This window comes from Pseudarthrobacter sp. MEB009 (genome assembly GCF_030208875.1).
Classification (GTDB): Bacteria; Actinomycetota; Actinomycetes; order Actinomycetales; family Micrococcaceae; genus Arthrobacter.
Genome location: NZ_JARVTC010000013.1, coordinates 189,734 through 205,922, shown reverse-complemented (window position 1 = coordinate 205,922; position 16,189 = coordinate 189,734). Strand labels below are relative to the sequence as shown.

The window sequence follows — 16,189 nt, the reverse complement described above, 5'->3', positions numbered from 1 at the left end:
AACAGACCATGGATTCACTCGCCGCAAACCCGGGCACCGGGCCCGCGACCTCCCCGCTGCCCGTCCTGCGCAAACCGCGCCCGGCGGCCCGCTTCGATGACCTGCCAACCGGCCGCACCCTGGTCATGGGGATCCTCAACGTCACCCCGGACTCCTTCAGCGACGGCGGCAAGCACCCTACGGCGGACACTGCCATCGCCGCCGGGCTGCGGATGTTTTACGCGGGAGCGGACATCATCGACGTGGGCGGCGAATCCACCCGGCCCGGCGCCGAGGAAGTCAGCCCCGACGAGGAACAGCGCCGTGTGCTTCCCGTTATCGAAGCGCTGGTGAAGGCCGGCGCGCTGGTCAGCATCGACACTGTGCGCACTGCCACGGCCGCGGCTGCGGTCAAGGCCGGCGCGGCCATCATCAACGACGTTTCCGGCTTGACCATGGAACCGGAGATGGCCGAGCTGGTAGCGGCCACCAAAGTTCCCTACATCCTCACGCACCGCCGCGGCGATGCCCGCACCATGGATTCGCTGGCCGAATACACCGACGTCGCCGGGGAAGTGGCCGCGGAACTGGCCGGTGTCCGGGACAAGCTCCTGGCCGCGGGCGTGGCAGCGGACCAGATCATCGTGGACCCGGGATTGGGCTTCGCCAAAAACGATGCGCAGAACTGGGAGCTGCTCCAGCAGCTGGACCGCCTGGACGGCCTGGGCCACCGGGTCCTGGTGGGCGCCTCCCGCAAACGGTTCCTCGGCACCCTCCTTACCGTGGCCGGCAAGGCTGCCGCACCGGAGGAACGCGACGCCGCCACCGCCGCCATCACCGCCGTCAGCGCTTTCCGCGGCGCCTGGGCGGTCCGCGTGCACAACGTCGGTCCCAGCCTTGACGCCGTCAAGGCCGCTGCACGCATGGCCCCGCCACGACCCTCCCGGTAGGCGCGCCATGGACAGGATTACGCTGACCGGAGTGACCGCCGTCGGCCATCACGGCGTCTTCGACTTCGAACGCCGCGACGGCCAGCCCTTTGTGGTGGATGCCGTGCTGTACCTGGACTTCGGTCCCGCCGCCGCGTCCGACGACGTCAGCGACACCGCGCATTACGGGGAAGTGGCGCAGCGGATCACCGACCACATCACCGGCGAGCCGCTGAACCTCATCGAAGCCCTGGCCGTGCGCATCGCGGACAGCCTGCTGGCGGAATTCCCGCTGCAGGCGGTGGACATCACCGTCCACAAACCCCAGGCGCCCATCGAGGTGCCGTTCGGCGATGTCACGGTCGCCGTCCACCGCGAACGGCCCGCCGCAGGGGTGCCGGCATGACCGCCGGCTACGCCAAGGCAGTGCTCGCCCTGGGCAGCAACCTGGGCGAACGCAACGACACCCTTTCCGGCGCGGTGGCAGACCTGGTGGACCCGCCTGAGGTCCGGCTCCTGGCGGTCTCCTCCGCGGTCCAGACCAAAGCCGTGGGCGGACCCGCGAACCAGCCCGATTTCCTGAACATGGTCATCACCGTCGAAACCAGCCTGAGCCCCCTGGAACTGCTGGCCCATTGCCAGGCGGTGGAGAACAAGCACCACCGCGTCCGGGAGGTCCGGTGGGGGCCGCGCACCCTCGACGTGGACATCATTACCTACGGCGAGCTCTCCAGCGATGACCCGGTCCTGACCCTGCCGCATCCGCGGGCGGCGCTGCGCGCCTTTGTGCTCTACCCCTGGTCCACCATTGAACCCGCCGCCATGCTGAACGGTGAGCGCGTCAGCACCCTGGCCGCCCGGGCCGCCGACTTCGGCGACCTGGTCCCGTTCGACGGGTTCGGCGACTTCGACGGCCTGCCCACGGCTGGTGCGGTGGAGGAACGATGAAACCCCTGAGCCCCGTCCGCCTGCTGCTCATTGTGGTGATCCTGGCGGTGGCCGGCTGGTCCGCCACGGTGGTGACCGGCCGCTACAGTATGGCCACCCCCGTCCTTCCCGCCACAGCGCTGGCCACCATGGGGGTCATTGTGGTGATCACCCTGGTCCTGGGCATCCGGGTGCTCCGCTGGCGCAACAGCACCATCAAAAAGACTGTGCTGGACCCGCTCCTGGCCGCCAGGACCCTGGTCCTCGCCCAGGCCTGCGCCTACGCCGGCACCGTGCTGCTGGGCTGGCATGTTGGCATTTTCCTGGACCAGTTGCGGATCTGGACGCTGCGGAGCAACCAGGGCATCACCTGGCTGGCCCTGGCCATGGCCGGCGGCGGCCTGGTGATGATCGTTGTGGGCCTGCTCGTGGAGCGGTTCTGCAGGATCCCGCCCGAAGACACCGACACCAAGAACATTGACGGAAAGCCCGGCCGGGCAGTCCGCGGAGAAGCCACGGGGGAAGGCGAATATGCGTACAGAGGCGATTGATCCACCAGGGATAACCTGGGTCCGTGTGTCACCGAAGTACGTCACCGTCAGGCTGGTGCAGTGGGCGCTGGCCAACCTGCTGAGCATCCTCGTCTTCTGCCTGCCCCTGGTCTTTGTCCTCCTGGGCTGGTGGCGGTGGCCGCCGCTGTGGCTGGCCATCACTGTTCCGGCGGTGCTCCTGGTGGCCGCCCTGTGGCGGCTGGTCCTCATTCCGCGGCAGGTCCGCGCCATCGGCTACGCCGAACGGGATGATGACCTCCTGGTCCGGACCGGCATCTTTTTCCAGCGGACCATGGCCGTGCCGTATGGCCGTATGCAATACGTCGACATCGGCGTGGGGCCGGTGGAGCGCGGGCTTGGCCTGTGCACCCTGAAGCTGCACACCGCATCGCCCGGCACCAACGCCCACATCCCGGGCCTTCCTGCAGCGGAGGGGGCACGGCTCCGTGAGCAGTTGACGGCGCGCGGCGAAGCAAGGCTGGCCGGGCTGTGACGGAGCGTCCTTCAGCCCTTGACGGGGCGGCTTCCTTGGACGGGCCGGCGCCGCTGGACGGGCCCGCCGTTGAAGCGGCCGACGGCGCGTGGCTGCGCGTGCATCCGGCGTCGCCTTTTGTGCGCGGCTGGGTGGCCCTGGCCGCCATCGCATTTTTCTTCGGCAGGGACATTTTTGAACGAACCCTGCAGGGCCGGCCGATGTTCGAGGGCAACTTCGCCGCCCGCGCGCCGTGGCTGATCGCCGGCGGCGGGATTGTGCTGGTCATCGCCGTTCTCGGTTTTGTCCTTACCTGGTACTTCACCAAGTACCAGGTGTCCGGCGGGTATGTCCGGGTCAACTCCGGGTTTGTGTTCCGTCAGCAGCGGCAGGCCCGGCTGGACCGGGTGCAGGCCATCGACATCGTCCAGCCCCTGCTGGCACGCATCTTCGGGCTCGCCGAGCTTAAGTTCGAAGTGGCCGACGCCGGCGAGTCCGCCGTCCGCCTGGCGTACCTCAAGGTGGACCAGGCCCGCCAACTGCGGGCCACCATCCTGGCGCGCGCCGCAGGCGTCACCGTCGGGCCGGACACCCCGGACGCTGAGGCGCCCGAGGCGCCGGAACACCAGGTCCTGTCCGTTGCGCCGCCGCGCCTGATCGGGTCGCTGTTGCTCAGCGAGCAGAGTTTCTTTGTGCTCCTGGGCGGCGTGGGAGCGGTGGTCCTCTCCGCGGTAACCGACAACCGCGGCTTCTACTTTTACCTGATTCCCGCGGCACTGGGCCTGGCCGCCAGTTACTGGAGCCTGTTCAACAAGGGCTACAACTTCACCGCGGCCATTTCCCCGGACGGGATCAGGCTTCGCTACGGGTTGCTGGACACCCAGGCGCAGACCCTCCCGCCCGGCCGCATCCAGGCCCTCAAAATCAGCCAGCCGCCCTTGTGGCGGATCTTCGGCTGGTACCGGATCCAGCTCAACGTGGCCGGCTACGGAGCAGTGGAAGGCGCCGGCGGCAATTCCGCACGGACCACGCTGCTGCCTGTCGGCAAGAAGGCAGATGCCATGGCCATGCTGGCCCTGGTGCTTCCCGACCCGGGCACCAGCGAGCCGGACGTGGTTTTCGGCGCCGGGCTGGCGGGGCTGGATTCCGATGGTGGCTTTGTCACCACGCCCCGCGGGGCCCGGCTGCTGGCTCCACTGGGCTGGCGGCGGAACGCGTATGCGGCCACGGACACGGCGCTGCTGATCCGCTCCGGCCGCTGGTGGCGGGCCCTTGTTGTGGTCCCGCATCAGCGCACCCAGTCCATGGCGCTGCACCAGGGGCCGCTGGCCCGCCGGTTCGGCGTGGCCGACCTGGTCCTCCACACCACGGCAGGGCCAGTGGCGCCGCGCCTCTACCAAGCCGGACTGGAGCAGGCCCGGACCCTGTTCAACGATCAATCCGCACGTGCCCGGCTCGCCCGGAAACGGCAAACCACCGAGCAATGGCTGCGGGAGGTGGCGCCGCCGGGCAGCAGTGTTGCGGCGGCCGCCCACAGCGGCCCGGAACACCCATCCCTCCCGCCACAGGAAGGCCACCCCCATGGCTAAGCCCGGACGCCTGGGCGTCGGAATCATCGGCGCAGGCAAAGTCGGCGCGGTCCTCGGCGCTGCCCTGCGCGGCGCCGGACACGCCGTCATCGGCGTTTCGGCCGTCTCCGAGGCGAGCCGGGACCGGGCCGAGGCCCTGCTGCCCGGCGTGCCCGTCCTTGAGGTCCAGGACATCGTGGAGCGCGCGGAACTGGTGCTGCTCGCGGTGCCCGACGATGCCCTGCCGGACCTGGTGGACGGCCTGGCCAAGCTGGGCGCGTGGCAGCCGGGGCAACTTGTGGCGCACACTTCCGGGCGGTTCGGTGTGGGGGTGCTGCGTCCGGTGCGGGCCGCCGGTGCCATCCCGCTGGCCCTGCATCCGGCCATGACGTTCACGGGAATGAGCCTGGACCTGACCCGGCTGCTGGACTGCACCTTCGGGGTGACCGCGGATGCGGCCATGCTTCCTATCGCGCAGGCACTGGTGGTGGAGATGGGCGCCGAGCCGGTGGCCATCGCCGAGGCGGACAGGGCGCTGTACCACGCTGCCCTGGCGCACGGGTCCAACCACCTGGTCACCCTGGTGGCGCAGGCCTCCGAGCTGCTCCGCGAAGTGGCCGTCGAATTCCCCGAACGCATGCTGGGCCCCCTGCTGCGCGCCACGCTGGAAAACGCGCTGGCCTCCGGTGAATCAGCCCTTACCGGCCCGGTGGCGCGCGGGGACCTGGGAACAGTCAGCGCACACGCGGAGGCGCTGCGGGAGTTCGACGCCGGGGCACACGGCGACGTGCTGGCCGCCTACACGGCCATGGCCGGCGCCACGGCCCAGCGCGCGGAACGGCGGGGACTGCTGACACCGGACCAGGCTGCCGGCCTCCGCCAGGCCCTCGACACCACGGAAGACTGAGCATGGCCATCGAACTCGTCACAACGGTCACCGGCCTGCAGGCCGCAAGCGCCCGCCTCTTGGCCGCCCGGAGCGGGGCTTCGCAGGCCCTGGTGCCCACCATGGGCGCCCTTCACGAAGGACACGCGGCCCTGGCGCGGGCCGCCGTCGAAAACAACGACGTGGTGGTGGCGTCCATCTTCGTGAATCCGCTGCAGTTCGGGGACGCCACGGACCTGGACCGTTATCCCCGCACCCTGGAAGCGGACCTGGCACTCCTTGAAGCGGAAGGTGTGGACCTCGTGTTCGCCCCCTCCGTGGACGAGGTCTACCCGGGCGGCGAACCGCTGGTCCGGCTGACCTCAGGCCGGCTTGGCGACAAATGGGAGGGCGCGTCCCGTCCCGGCCACTTCGACGGCGCCCTCACCGTGGTGGCCAAACTGCTGCACTACGGCACCCCCGCGGCAGGGCTGGCCGCAGGCGCCCCCACACCCTCAGCTGGAGCAGCGCTGACCGCCTACCGCGCGTACTTCGGGCAGAAGGATGCCCAGCAGCTGGCCCTGGTCCGGCGTATGGTGGCTGACCTGAACTTCCCCGTGGAAATCGTCGGTGTGCCCACCGTCAGGTCTGCGGAGGGGCTGGCACTCTCCAGCCGCAACCGGTTCCTCTCCCCGGCGGAACGGGACGCTGCCCTGGTCCTGTCCCGGGCCCTGCGCCTGCTCCAGGAACGCGCCAATGCCCGCGAACCGCTGGACCTCGGCTCGGCGCAGGCGCTGGTCGCGTCGCAGCCGCTTGTGGAACTTGATTACTTCGACGTGGTGGACCCGCGCACCCTCGAACCGTTGGCCGAGAACTGCCGCGAAACCCCCTTCAGCGGCGAGGCGCTGGCCCTGATCGCCGCCAAAGTAGGCCCCGTGCGGCTGATCGACAACCTTCCACTCAGCTCCTGATCCGGACGGGCAGGCATCAGGCATACTGATCTGATGCAGGCGACAACGGTGTTGGTCGAAGGCGAAAGTGACCGGCTGGCGGTCGAGGCGCTGGCCCTGGGTCTTGGCCACAACCTGGCAGCGGAACAGGTCGCGGTGGTGCCCATGGGCGGTGCCACCAGTATCGGCAGGTACCTCCGCCGCTACGGCCCCGGCGGCGCCGGCCACCGGCTGCTGGGCCTGTGCGATGCAGCCGAGTCCCCGTTCATTGCCCGCGCGCTCGGCAGGGCAGGCCTGGGGCCGGGCACCCTGGCGTCGCTGGGCTTCCAAATCTGCAGCTCCGATCTGGAAGACGAGCTCATCCGCTGCCTGGGCGTGGAGTGTGTGCTCGGCATCATCGAGGCCCAGGGCGAACTGCCGTCCTTCCGGCTCCTGCAACGCCAGCCTTCCCTCCGGGACCGGACCGAAACGGCGCAGCTGCACCGTTTCTTCGGCGGCCGCAGCGGCAACAAGATCAGGTACGCGCCGCTGCTGGTCCGTGCCCTGCCGGCCGGGCACGCGCCGGAGCCGCTGGCCCGCCTCGTGGCCTGCTTCCCGGCGGCAGCGGCGACAGCAGCCAGCACCCCGCACTCGGGACCCAGATAGTCAGCTTGCTTATCACTTTGATTGTTCCTAGGCTGGAAACCGTCAGGCAAGCAACTCTTGGAGCGGCCATTGCCGCGCCCTTCCGGGCGCGGTCCGGTCCCGCTCCGCACCGAGGAGGACCAATGTCAGAACACAGCATCAGCGGTAAAAAGGTAGCGTTCCTGCTCACGGACGGCGTGGAGCAGGTCGAGCTGACCAGCCCCTGGCAGGCCGTCAGGGATGCCGGCGGCGAACCCACCCTGGTGGCACCCGCCAGCGGCCGGCTGCAGGGCTATAACGGTACGGACAAGGGCGACACCTTTGAAGTGGACCTCACCGTGGCCGAAGCCAACGCCGGCGACTACGACGCGCTGGTCCTTCCCGGCGGCGTGGTGAACGCCGACCACCTCCGCGTGGACCAGGACGCACAGCGCTTCGCCCGGAACTTCTTCGAACAGCACAAGCCGGTGGCCTCGATCTGCCACGCCCCATGGTTGTTGATCGAGGCAGGCGTGCTCAACGGACGGAACGTGACCTCGTACCACACGCTCCGGACCGACCTGGTCAACGCCGGCGCCAACTGGACGGACGAGGAAGTGGTGGTGGACCAGGGCCTGGTCACCAGCCGGAACCCGGACGACCTGCCGGCCTTCAACGCCAAACTGGTGGAGGAGATCGCCGAAGGGCAGCACGCAGGCCAGACCGCCTGATCTCCGGGCCCAGGCCCCCAGTGTTCCCTCAGGGTTAAGGAAAATATTCCGTGCGGAGGAATTAGTCCGGCCGCTAGAATGTTTGCATCTGCAGCGGCGATTCCCGCGCACCCACTTCTTCTTACTCCCTGAGGGAACACCCATGTCTACCGAAGTATCGCCCAACACCAGCGGACATCCAGCTCCGGCCGCGGCAACCACCCCTGCCGCGCCGGAGAAGATGTCCCGGGAATCCGTGACGGTCATCGCCACGCTCCTGGTGGCCACCTTCGTGGTGATCCTCAACGAAACCATCATGAACGTGGCGCTGCAGCGCCTGATGGTGGATCTCCAGGTGGATGCCCCCACCGTGCAGTGGCTCTCCACCGGCTTTATGCTCACCATGGCGATTGTCATCCCCACCACGGGCTTCATCCTGCAGAGCCTTTCCACCCGGGCCGTGTTTATGCTGGCCATGGGACTCTTTTCCGTAGGCACCGCGCTGGCCGCAGTGGCCCCGGGCTTCGAAATCCTCCTGCTGGCCCGCATCATCCAGGCCGGCGGCACCGCCATCATGCTGCCGCTGCTGATGACCACCATCCTTACGCTGGTTCCCATGTCGCGTCGCGGCGCCGTGATGGGCAACGTCAGCATCGCCATCTCCGTGGCGCCGGCCATGGGCCCCACCGTCTCGGGCCTGATCCTTGAGCACTTCACCTGGCGGTTCATGTTTGTGTTTGTCCTGCCCGTGGCCCTCGTGGCGCTGGCCATCGGCGCAAAGTACCTCACCAACATCGGTGAAGCCGAAAAGACCAAGCTGGACATCGTCTCAGTACTGCTCACCGTTCCCGCCTTCGGCGGCCTGGTCTACGGCCTGAGCCAGATCGGCGGCGGCCATGGCGGCGACGCCGGGCCCGCCACCACGGCGATCGCGGCCCTGGTCATCGGCGTCGCGAGCCTGGCCGTTTTTGTGCTCCGCCAGGTCCGGCTGCAGAAGTCCGCGGCGCCCCTGCTCGACCTGCGCGCGTTCAAGCTGCGGATGTTCACCGTCTCCGTCCTGCTGATGGTTGTGGCCATGATGGCGCTGTTCGGCGGCGTGATCCTGCTGCCGCTGTACCTGCAGGAAGTCCGGGGCCTCGGTTCACTGGAGACCGGCCTGGCGCTGCTCCCCGGTGGCCTGGCCATGGGCCTGCTTGGCCCCGTGGTGGGCCGGCTGTTCGACCGGATCGGGCCGCTGCCCCTCACCGTCACCGGCTCCGTCATGATGGTCCTGACCCTGTGGCAGTTCTCCATGCTCGACGCCGGCACGCCCGTCTGGTGGATCATCACCCTGCACGTGGGACTCAGCCTGGGCCTGGCCCTGCTGTTCACGCCGGCCTTCACCACCGGCCTGAACCCGCTGCCGCCCCACCTGTACTCACACGGCTCAGCGATCATGAGCACCACGCAGCAGGTGGCCGGCGCCGCCGGCACGGCGCTGCTGGTGTCCATCTTCTCCGTGGTGTCAGCGACGTCCGGGCTGGTTGCCGGAATGAGTGCCGCCTTTATGACGGCGACGGTGATTGCCCTGGCTGCCGTTGTCCTGTCCGCCATGATGCGCAAGACGGACGCTGCGGGCGCGGCCGGCGGTCACGGCACCCACTGACCCCCGCCCCAACTAGCTCGCAGTTGTTGTCGTTTAGACCCGTCAAAACGACAACAACTGCGAGCTAGTTGGGATGCTCAGGGAGGTTGGTGAGCCGGGGCGCAGGAACCGTCAGCCTGCGAAGAAGTCGCTCAGCTCCTGGATCAGCCGGTCCGGGGCCTTGATCACACCGTCGTGCCCCATGCCGGGCAGGATGGTGTAGCTGGAGCCGGAGAGCACGTCGTGGATCTGGCCGCAGGCCACGCCGAAGTAAGCGGGGCTCTTCTCGCCCACCACGATCAGGGTTTCCAGCGGCAGTTCAAGGAACGGCTCGGCGGGCATGTCCGCGGCGATGATGGCCTTGATTTCGCGGACGCCCGTCCGCATCATGTCCCGCTGCTGCCGGCCCTCGCTGGTGCCGGCGGTCAGCTTGTTGGCGAGCGTCAGCATGGACAGCGGCATCCGGGACGAGAAGCTGCTGCCGCCTGACTCCAGGCCGCGCTTCATTACGGCCAGGGCGCGGTCGTCGTCGCCCGCAGCGGCGGCGCGTTCGTATTCGGCGGTCCAATCGGCGGTGACGCTGTGGTTCACGGACACCGCGGGGTCGTACACGGCGAGCCGCTCCACGGGCAGGGTCCGCGCCGCGTGCAGCGCCACGGCGCCGCCGAAGCTGTGCCCGAACACGTCAGTGCTGGACGTGTGCTTCATGATGGTGTCGAGGTCCCGGATATCCACATCCAGCGTGTAGTCCTCCGGCTGGGGTGAGGAAGAACCCCGCCCGCGGCGGTTGAACGTGTGGACGGGGCGGCCCAGGGCAGCGCTGAGCTTCTGGGCGAACTTGGTGTAGTCGGCAGCCGTCACCATGGACGGTGGCACCACAACGATGCCGGAACCGGCCTTGGCCAGTTCAGCGCCGGTGGAAAAGAGCTCCAGAGTGCCGCCGTCGGGGGTCCTGATGTTCTCGCGCGTCATGGTCGAAGCCTAGCCGAGCAATCCGGACGCAGGCGATACGCACCCTGATGCTCAGCCCTTGAAGTACTCCGAAATGTCGGTGACCAGTTCATTCACCGCGGCCGGGATGGAGCCGTGGAATCCCTTCGGCGAGAGTTCATAGGTGCTGCCGGGAACGGCCGCGTGCAGCCGTTCGGCGGTGACCTTGTAATAGCCGGGGCTTTTCCCGCCCGCCATGAAGTGGGTGTTTGCCGGCAGCACCCGGAAATCCCTGGCGGATTCGGCCTCGTTGTACGCGGCCCGCAATTCGCCCACGGCGCTCGGCATAACGTCGCGGAACACCTTGTTCACCTTGGTCCGTGACACCAGCGCCATCAGTCCCGCCAGGATGGGCTCGGGGACACGGGCCATTGCCGATCCGGGATTGACCGCCCGTTTCGCATGAGCCAGGGCATGGCCCAGCTTCCCGTCGTTGACCGCCGCCTCAAACCCGTCCAGCCAGGCGGTGTCGATGCTCCCATCAATGTTCACGGCGGCGTCGTACACGGCCAGCTTGTCCGGAACGTACGCCGTCCCGGTGAACTCCTGGACGGCGTTCAGGGCCACCGAGCCGCCCAGGCTGTGGCCCAGGATATTCCGGGCGCCGGTGGCGTCCAGGACCGTCCGGACGTCTTCGATCTCCGTGGCCATGGAGTAGCCGGGAGGCTGCGGGGTGGAACTGCCCCGGCCGCGGCGGTCGTAGACGTCCACGGCCCAGCCCGGTCCCAGCCCGTCGGCCAGCGCAATCGAAAACGGCCGGTAAATCAACGCCGTGAGGAAAGCGCCGCCGATAACCACCACCCGGCGTTCGCCCGGCGCGTCCTCGGTGCCGTAACTGTACAAAGCCAGCCGGCCGCCGTCGTGCGTTGGAAGTGCCTGTTCTTTCACCACCCCATCCTAGGCTTCCGGCCCCGGACGGCCCGGCAAGCCCGGATGGGTGGCGTCCCGTAAACTTGATGACTGTGACTTCCCAAAACACCCCCGCCCCCAAAAACGCACCCGAGCCCCTCGACGCCAGCGAGCAGATGCGGATCCGCATGGAGAAGCGCGCCAAACTGATCGAGCGGGGCGCCGAGGCGTATCCGGTGGGAGTGGAACGGACCCACTCGCTGACGGAGATCCGCGAAAAGTACTCCCACCTTGAGGCCGACGACGCCTCGGGGGAGACCGTAGGCATCACCGGGCGCGTGGTGTTTGTCCGCAACACCGGAAAGCTTTGCTTCGCTACCCTCCAGGAAGGCGGCGTGGACGGCAAGGGTGCACGCCTGCAGGCGATGCTCAGCCTCGCCAACGTGGGCGAGGAGGCGCTGGCCGACTGGAAGGCGCTGGTGGACCTGGGTGACCACGTGTTCATCAAGGGAGAGGTGATTTCCTCCCGCCGCGGTGAACTCTCCGTGATGGCCGATTCCTGGTCCATGGCTTCCAAGGCGCTGCGCCCGTTGCCGGTGCTGCATGCAGAACTGAGCGAGGAAACCCGCGTTCGCCAGCGCTACGTTGACCTGATGGTCCGTGACGAGGCCCGCGAGATGGTCTACACCCGCGCGGCGATCACCCGCTCCATCCGTGAGACGCTGTTCAAGCGCCGCTACGTTGAGGTGGAAACCCCGATCCTGCAGCTGGTCCACGGCGGCGCCCTCGCCCGGCCCTTCGAGACCCACATGAACGCCTTCGACCAGAAGATGACCCTGCGGATCGCCACCGAGCTGTACCTCAAGCGTGCCGTGGTGGGCGGAATCGACCGGGTGTACGACATGGGCCGCGTGTTCCGCAACGAGGGCGTGGACTCCACCCACAGCCCCGAATTCACCACGCTGGAATGCTACGAGGCCTGGGCGGACCAGTTCGTGATGGCCGAACGCATGCGCGAAATCATCCTCGACGCCGCAGATTCCGTTGGCGCCGGCCGTGTGCTGCAGACCGACGCCGGGGAGATCAACCTCGACGGCGAATGGGCCTGGCTGTCCGTCTACCCGGGACTTTCTGACGCCGTTGGCCAGGAAGTCACGCCGGACACGTCCGTTGAGGTGCTTCGCGGGATCGCCGAAAAGCACGAAGTGAAGGTTGACCCCAAGTGGGATGCCGAGAAGCTTGCCGTGGAGCTCTTCGGCGAAATCGTCGAACCCACCCTCCTGAACCCCACGTTCGTTTACGACTACCCGCCCTCGGCGCAGCCGCTGGCCCGCCCGCACCGCGAGGACGGCCGGCTCATCGAGGCCTGGGACCTCATCATCGGCGGCATGGAGCGCGGCACCGCCTTCTCCGAACTGATCGACCCCGTCATCCAGCGGGACCGGCTCACCGAGCAGTCCCGGCACGCCGCCGCAGGCGATGACGAGGCCATGCAGCTCGACGAGGACTTCCTGCGGGCCCTGGAATACGGCGCCCCGCCCATGGGCGGCATCGGCCTGGGCATCGACCGGCTGGTGATGCTCTTCACGGGTGCCGGCATCCGCGAAACCATCCTGTTCCCACTCCTGAAGCCCGAAGGAAACTGACCGTGGAGTATGTAGCTGTCCTTGTACCCTCCCTGGTGGTGGGCCTGCTGTTCTGGTTCGCGATGAAGTCAATCTTCAATGCGGACAAATCCGAGCGGCAGGCAGAGGCGCGTGCGCAGGCCGAGGCGGATGCCAAAGCGGCCGGCCACGGTCCGGTTTCCAATAACTAAACCCTGTGAACTTTCCGGGAATATAGCCAGGAACCATTGCGTACTTTGACGCGTTGCCATAAAGAGAGTAAAACTTTTTAGGAAACATCCTGCTTCTCTGAAAATCCACCCCTCACAAGGAAGTCTTTTAATGGCACAGAAAGTAAACATCATCCTCGTTGATGATCTGGATGGGGGATCCGCAGACGAGAATGTAAAGTTTGGCCTTGACGGGGCCAACTATGAGATCGACCTCTCGGCAGCTAATGCCGCCGAGCTCCGCACTTCGCTGGAGCGCTTTATCGACGCCGGCCGTAAGACGTCCGGTGGCCGCGCGGCCCGCGCCAAGGCGCCCGCTGCCGGCCGGAACAATGATTCGGCGCAGATTCGCCAGTGGGCCCGTGATAACGGCTACACCGTTAACAGCCGCGGCCGAATTCAGGCGGAAATCCAGGAAGCCTACCAAAAGGCAAATTCCTAGCCCTGCGCAGTGATGCACGGAAAGCCGCGCCGCCCGGACTCCGGGAAGCGCGGTTTTTTGTGTTCCAGCCGCGAATGCGGTCCGGCCCGCAAAAACCGCATACTTTGTTGTGGCTAACCGAAGCGGCACCGGATTTGTCAATTCATTTGGGCCGGGGTATTTTTTCCTCCCGCCGGATGCTGCCGGCACCCCCCGGAAATGCCGGCAACGGCGGCCGGCTGCTATTCGGGACCGGTCCCGGTTTCCCCCGTGGCGAACACGCTCCCCATCTTGTAGCGGGCCACGTAGCATCAAAGTACGTCGTAGCTAGGAGTGTGGCGAAATGTTTGAGCGATTTACGGACCGTGCCCGTCGCGTAGTGGTGCTTGCCCAAGAAGAGGCACGCATGCTGAACCACAATTACATCGGTACCGAACACATCCTCTTGGGTCTGATCCATGAAGGTGAGGGCGTTGCCGCCAAAGCTCTTGAGTCCTTGAGCATTTCGCTCGACGGCGTTCGCGAGCAGGTGCAGGAGATCATCGGTCAGGGCCAGCAGGCCCCGTCCGGCCATATCCCCTTCACCCCCCGCGCCAAGAAGGTCCTGGAACTCTCGCTGCGCGAGGCGCTCCAGCTGGGCCACAACTACATCGGCACTGAGCACATCCTGCTTGGCCTGATCCGGGAAGGTGAAGGCGTTGCCGCCCAGGTGCTGGTCAAGCTCGGCGCCGACCTCAACCGGGTCCGCCAGCAGGTCATCCAGCTGCTGTCCGGCTACCAGGGCAAGGAAACCACCGGCGCAGGCGTCGGCCCGGGCCAGCCCGAAGGCACCCCTGCGGGTTCGGTGGTCCTGGACCAGTTTGGCCGGAACCTCACCCAGGCTGCCCGCGAGAACAAGCTGGACCCGGTCATTGGACGCGAGCAGGAGATGGAACGCGTTATGCAGGTCCTCTCCCGCCGCACCAAGAACAACCCGGTCCTGATCGGTGAGCCCGGCGTCGGCAAGACCGCCGTCGTTGAGGGCCTCGCCCAGGCGATCGTCCGCGGCGACGTCCCCGAGACCATCAAGGACAAGCAGCTGTACACCCTGGACCTCGGTTCACTGGTGGCAGGCTCGCGGTACCGCGGTGACTTCGAGGAGCGCCTGAAGAAAGTCCTCAAGGAGATCCGCACCCGCGGCGACATCATCCTCTTCATCGACGAGATCCACACCCTGGTGGGTGCGGGTGCCGCCGAAGGTGCCATTGATGCTGCGTCCATCCTCAAGCCCATGCTGGCCCGCGGGGAACTGCAGACCATCGGCGCCACCACGCTTGATGAGTACCGCAAGCACATCGAGAAAGACGCCGCGCTGGAGCGCCGCTTCCAGCCGATCCAGGTCAAGGAACCCTCCGTGGCGCATGCCATCGAGATCCTCAAGGGCCTGCGTGACCGCTACGAGGCACACCACCGCGTCACCATCACCGACGGCGCCCTGGCCTCCGCGGCCAGCCTCGCCGAACGGTACATCTCCGACCGCTTCCTGCCGGACAAGGCGATCGACTTGATCGACGAGGCCGGCGCACGCCTGCGCATCCGCCGCATGACCGCGCCGCCGGAGCTCAAGGCCATGGACGAGCGCATCGCCAAGCTCAAGCTGGAAAAGGAGTCCGCGATTGATGCGCAGGACTTCGAGGGTGCCGCTTCGCTCCGTGACAAGGAGCAGAAGATGATCACCGAGCGGGCCGAAAAGGAACGCCACTGGAAGTCCGGCGGCATGGACGACATCTCCGAGGTGGATGAGGACCTCATCGCCGAGGTGCTGGCGAACTCCACCGGCATCCCCGTCTTCAAGCTCACCGAGGAAGAATCCTCGCGACTGCTCAAGATGGAAGACGAACTGCACAAGCGCGTGGTGGGCCAGAACGAGGCCATCAGGGCACTGTCGCAGGCAATCCGCCGGACCCGCGCCGGACTCAAGGACCCCAAGCGTCCGGGTGGCTCGTTCATCTTCGCCGGCCCCACCGGCGTCGGCAAGACCGAACTGGCCAAGGCCCTCGCGGAATTCCTGTTCGGTGAGGAGGACGCCCTCATCACCCTGGACATGTCCGAATACTCCGAGAAGCACACCGTCTCGCGGCTCTTCGGTGCCCCTCCGGGCTACGTGGGCTACGAGGAAGGCGGCCAGCTGACCGAGAAGGTCCGGCGCCGTCCGTTCTCAGTGGTCCTGTTCGACGAAGTGGAAAAGGCCCACGCGGACCTCTTCAACTCCCTGCTGCAGATCCTGGAGGACGGCCGGCTGACCGACTCCCAGGGCCGGGTGGTGGACTTCAAGAACACCGTGATCATCATGACCACCAACCTGGGCACCCGGGACATCTCCAAGACCGTGGCCACCGGCTTCCAGTCGGGCACGGACACGCAGACCGGCTACAACCGGATGCGGGCCCGCGTCACGGAGGAACTCAAGCAGCACTTCCGCCCCGAGTTCCTGAACCGCGTTGACGATGTTGTGGTGTTCCCGCAGCTCACCCAGGACGAGATCATCGAGATCGTGGACCTGTTCGTCAACCGCCTGGAGAAGCGGCTCAAGGACAAGGACATGGGCATCGAGCTCACGCCCGCGGCCAAGGTCCTCCTCGCCACCCGCGGTTACGACCCCGCCATGGGCGCCCGGCCGCTGCGCCGGACCATCCAGCGCGAGATCGAGGACCAGCTCTCCGAGAAGATCCTGTTCGGCGAGATCCACGCCGGTGACATCGTGGTGGTGGATGTGGAAGGCGACGGCGACGAAGCCAAGTTCACGTTCGCCGGTAACGCCAAGCCACGCATCCCGGAGATCGCTCCGAGCGTCTAGCGCCAGCGACGAAAGCCCCGCCCTCTCCCACCAGGAGAGGGCGGGGCTTCCGCGTTTAACCCGGGATCCGTTCCCTGGCCG

17 protein-coding genes are annotated in these 16,189 nt (G+C 67.2%); 15 read left to right on the top strand and 2 right to left on the bottom strand.

Translation table 11 applies throughout. The annotated features are described in order from the left end of the window. Positions 1-8: 8 nt before the first annotated feature. The 11 genes from folP (at position 9) to QRN07_RS12160 (ending at position 9,199) form a co-directional block, all read left to right on the top strand. Complete coding sequence (folP, locus tag QRN07_RS12210; protein ID WP_056601714.1) at positions 9-929, top strand: dihydropteroate synthase; 921 nt, start codon at positions 9-11, stop codon at positions 927-929. 7 nt (positions 930-936) lie between these two features. After that, positions 937-1,314 carry a dihydroneopterin aldolase gene (gene folB / locus QRN07_RS12205; RefSeq protein ID WP_050683669.1) on the top strand — a complete coding sequence of 126 codons (378 nt, stop codon included), beginning with the start codon at positions 937-939 and terminating at the stop codon, positions 1,312-1,314. Beyond that, entirely contained in the window at positions 1,311-1,856 is a 546-nt protein-coding gene (folK, locus tag QRN07_RS12200) for a 2-amino-4-hydroxy-6-hydroxymethyldihydropteridine diphosphokinase (RefSeq protein WP_056601713.1), read from the top strand. Before folB ends, folK begins: the two co-directional genes overlap by 4 nt. Beyond that, positions 1,853-2,386, top strand: a complete 534-nt coding sequence (locus tag QRN07_RS12195) for a DUF3180 domain-containing protein (RefSeq protein ID WP_056601711.1) — start codon at positions 1,853-1,855, stop codon at positions 2,384-2,386. Before folK ends, QRN07_RS12195 begins: the two co-directional genes overlap by 4 nt. Beyond that, positions 2,367-2,879 carry a PH domain-containing protein gene (locus tag QRN07_RS12190; protein WP_050683666.1) on the top strand — a complete coding sequence of 171 codons (513 nt, stop codon included), beginning with the start codon at positions 2,367-2,369 and terminating at the stop codon, positions 2,877-2,879. The genes QRN07_RS12195 and QRN07_RS12190 overlap by 20 nt, the downstream gene beginning before the upstream one ends. Before the next feature lie 35 nt (positions 2,880-2,914). Beyond that, entirely contained in the window at positions 2,915-4,447 is a 1,533-nt protein-coding gene (locus QRN07_RS12185) for a PH domain-containing protein (protein ID WP_056601709.1), read from the top strand. Beyond that, a complete protein-coding gene (locus QRN07_RS12180; protein ID WP_056601707.1) occupies positions 4,440-5,333 on the top strand; it encodes a Rossmann-like and DUF2520 domain-containing protein in 894 nt (297 codons plus the stop codon). The genes QRN07_RS12185 and QRN07_RS12180 overlap by 8 nt, the downstream gene beginning before the upstream one ends. Before the next feature lie 2 nt (positions 5,334-5,335). Continuing rightward, positions 5,336-6,262 carry a 4-phosphopantoate--beta-alanine ligase gene (locus tag QRN07_RS12175; protein WP_056601704.1) on the top strand — a complete coding sequence of 309 codons (927 nt, stop codon included), beginning with the start codon at positions 5,336-5,338 and terminating at the stop codon, positions 6,260-6,262. Between the two features lie 33 nt (positions 6,263-6,295). Then, positions 6,296-6,886 (top strand): TOPRIM nucleotidyl transferase/hydrolase domain-containing protein, encoded by a 591-nt coding sequence (locus QRN07_RS12170; protein ID WP_056601702.1) that lies wholly within the window; start codon positions 6,296-6,298, stop codon positions 6,884-6,886. 122 nt (positions 6,887-7,008) lie between these two features. Continuing rightward, entirely contained in the window at positions 7,009-7,575 is a 567-nt protein-coding gene (locus tag QRN07_RS12165) for a type 1 glutamine amidotransferase domain-containing protein (RefSeq protein WP_050683661.1), read from the top strand. 142 nt (positions 7,576-7,717) lie between these two features. Further along, positions 7,718-9,199 (top strand): DHA2 family efflux MFS transporter permease subunit, encoded by a 1,482-nt coding sequence (locus tag QRN07_RS12160; RefSeq protein WP_285241130.1) that lies wholly within the window; start codon positions 7,718-7,720, stop codon positions 9,197-9,199. 111 nt (positions 9,200-9,310) lie between these two features. Here QRN07_RS12160 and QRN07_RS12155 read toward each other — a convergent pair whose 3' ends face one another. Together QRN07_RS12155 and QRN07_RS12150 are read right to left on the bottom strand one after the other, a co-directional pair. Then, positions 9,311-10,150, bottom strand: coding sequence for an alpha/beta fold hydrolase (locus QRN07_RS12155; protein WP_050683659.1), 840 nt, complete (start codon positions 10,148-10,150; stop codon positions 9,311-9,313). Between the two features lie 51 nt (positions 10,151-10,201). Beyond that, positions 10,202-11,056 (bottom strand): alpha/beta fold hydrolase, encoded by an 855-nt coding sequence (locus QRN07_RS12150; RefSeq protein WP_050683658.1) that lies wholly within the window; start codon positions 11,054-11,056, stop codon positions 10,202-10,204. A 68-nt stretch (positions 11,057-11,124) separates the two neighbouring features. On the opposite strand from QRN07_RS12150, the gene lysS reads away from it, so the two are divergent. From lysS to QRN07_RS12130, 4 genes are all read left to right on the top strand, one after another. Then, positions 11,125-12,663 (top strand): lysine--tRNA ligase, encoded by a 1,539-nt coding sequence (gene lysS / locus QRN07_RS12145; RefSeq protein WP_050683657.1) that lies wholly within the window; start codon positions 11,125-11,127, stop codon positions 12,661-12,663. Between the two features lie 2 nt (positions 12,664-12,665). Then, entirely contained in the window at positions 12,666-12,833 is a 168-nt protein-coding gene (locus QRN07_RS12140) for a hypothetical protein (RefSeq protein WP_164468860.1), read from the top strand. A 130-nt stretch (positions 12,834-12,963) separates the two neighbouring features. Then, positions 12,964-13,293 (top strand): histone-like nucleoid-structuring protein Lsr2, encoded by a 330-nt coding sequence (locus tag QRN07_RS12135; protein WP_050683656.1) that lies wholly within the window; start codon positions 12,964-12,966, stop codon positions 13,291-13,293. A 322-nt stretch (positions 13,294-13,615) separates the two neighbouring features. Continuing rightward, entirely contained in the window at positions 13,616-16,108 is a 2,493-nt protein-coding gene (locus QRN07_RS12130) for an ATP-dependent Clp protease ATP-binding subunit (protein ID WP_050683655.1), read from the top strand. Positions 16,109-16,189: the final 81 nt, after the last annotated feature.

Bases quoted from the DNA above. Each gene is read 5' to 3' on its own strand.
- folP (WP_056601714.1), top strand. From the start codon at position 9: ATGGATTCACTCGCCGCAAACCCGGGCACCGGGCCCGCGACCTCCCCG.
- folB (WP_050683669.1), top strand. From the start codon at position 937: ATGGACAGGATTACGCTGACCGGAGTGACCGCCGTCGGCCATCACGGC.
- folK (WP_056601713.1), top strand. From the start codon at position 1,311: ATGACCGCCGGCTACGCCAAGGCAGTGCTCGCCCTGGGCAGCAACCTG.
- QRN07_RS12195 (WP_056601711.1), top strand. From the start codon at position 1,853: ATGAAACCCCTGAGCCCCGTCCGCCTGCTGCTCATTGTGGTGATCCTG.
- QRN07_RS12190 (WP_050683666.1), top strand. From the start codon at position 2,367: ATGCGTACAGAGGCGATTGATCCACCAGGGATAACCTGGGTCCGTGTG.
- QRN07_RS12180 (WP_056601707.1), top strand. From the start codon at position 4,440: ATGGCTAAGCCCGGACGCCTGGGCGTCGGAATCATCGGCGCAGGCAAA.
- QRN07_RS12175 (WP_056601704.1), top strand. From the start codon at position 5,336: ATGGCCATCGAACTCGTCACAACGGTCACCGGCCTGCAGGCCGCAAGC.
- QRN07_RS12170 (WP_056601702.1), top strand. From the start codon at position 6,296: ATGCAGGCGACAACGGTGTTGGTCGAAGGCGAAAGTGACCGGCTGGCG.
- QRN07_RS12165 (WP_050683661.1), top strand. From the start codon at position 7,009: ATGTCAGAACACAGCATCAGCGGTAAAAAGGTAGCGTTCCTGCTCACG.
- QRN07_RS12160 (WP_285241130.1), top strand. From the start codon at position 7,718: ATGTCTACCGAAGTATCGCCCAACACCAGCGGACATCCAGCTCCGGCC.
- QRN07_RS12155 (WP_050683659.1), bottom strand. From the start codon at position 10,150: ATGACGCGCGAGAACATCAGGACCCCCGACGGCGGCACTCTGGAGCTC.
- lysS (WP_050683657.1), top strand. From the start codon at position 11,125: ATGACTGTGACTTCCCAAAACACCCCCGCCCCCAAAAACGCACCCGAG.
- QRN07_RS12135 (WP_050683656.1), top strand. From the start codon at position 12,964: ATGGCACAGAAAGTAAACATCATCCTCGTTGATGATCTGGATGGGGGA.
- QRN07_RS12130 (WP_050683655.1), top strand. From the start codon at position 13,616: ATGTTTGAGCGATTTACGGACCGTGCCCGTCGCGTAGTGGTGCTTGCC.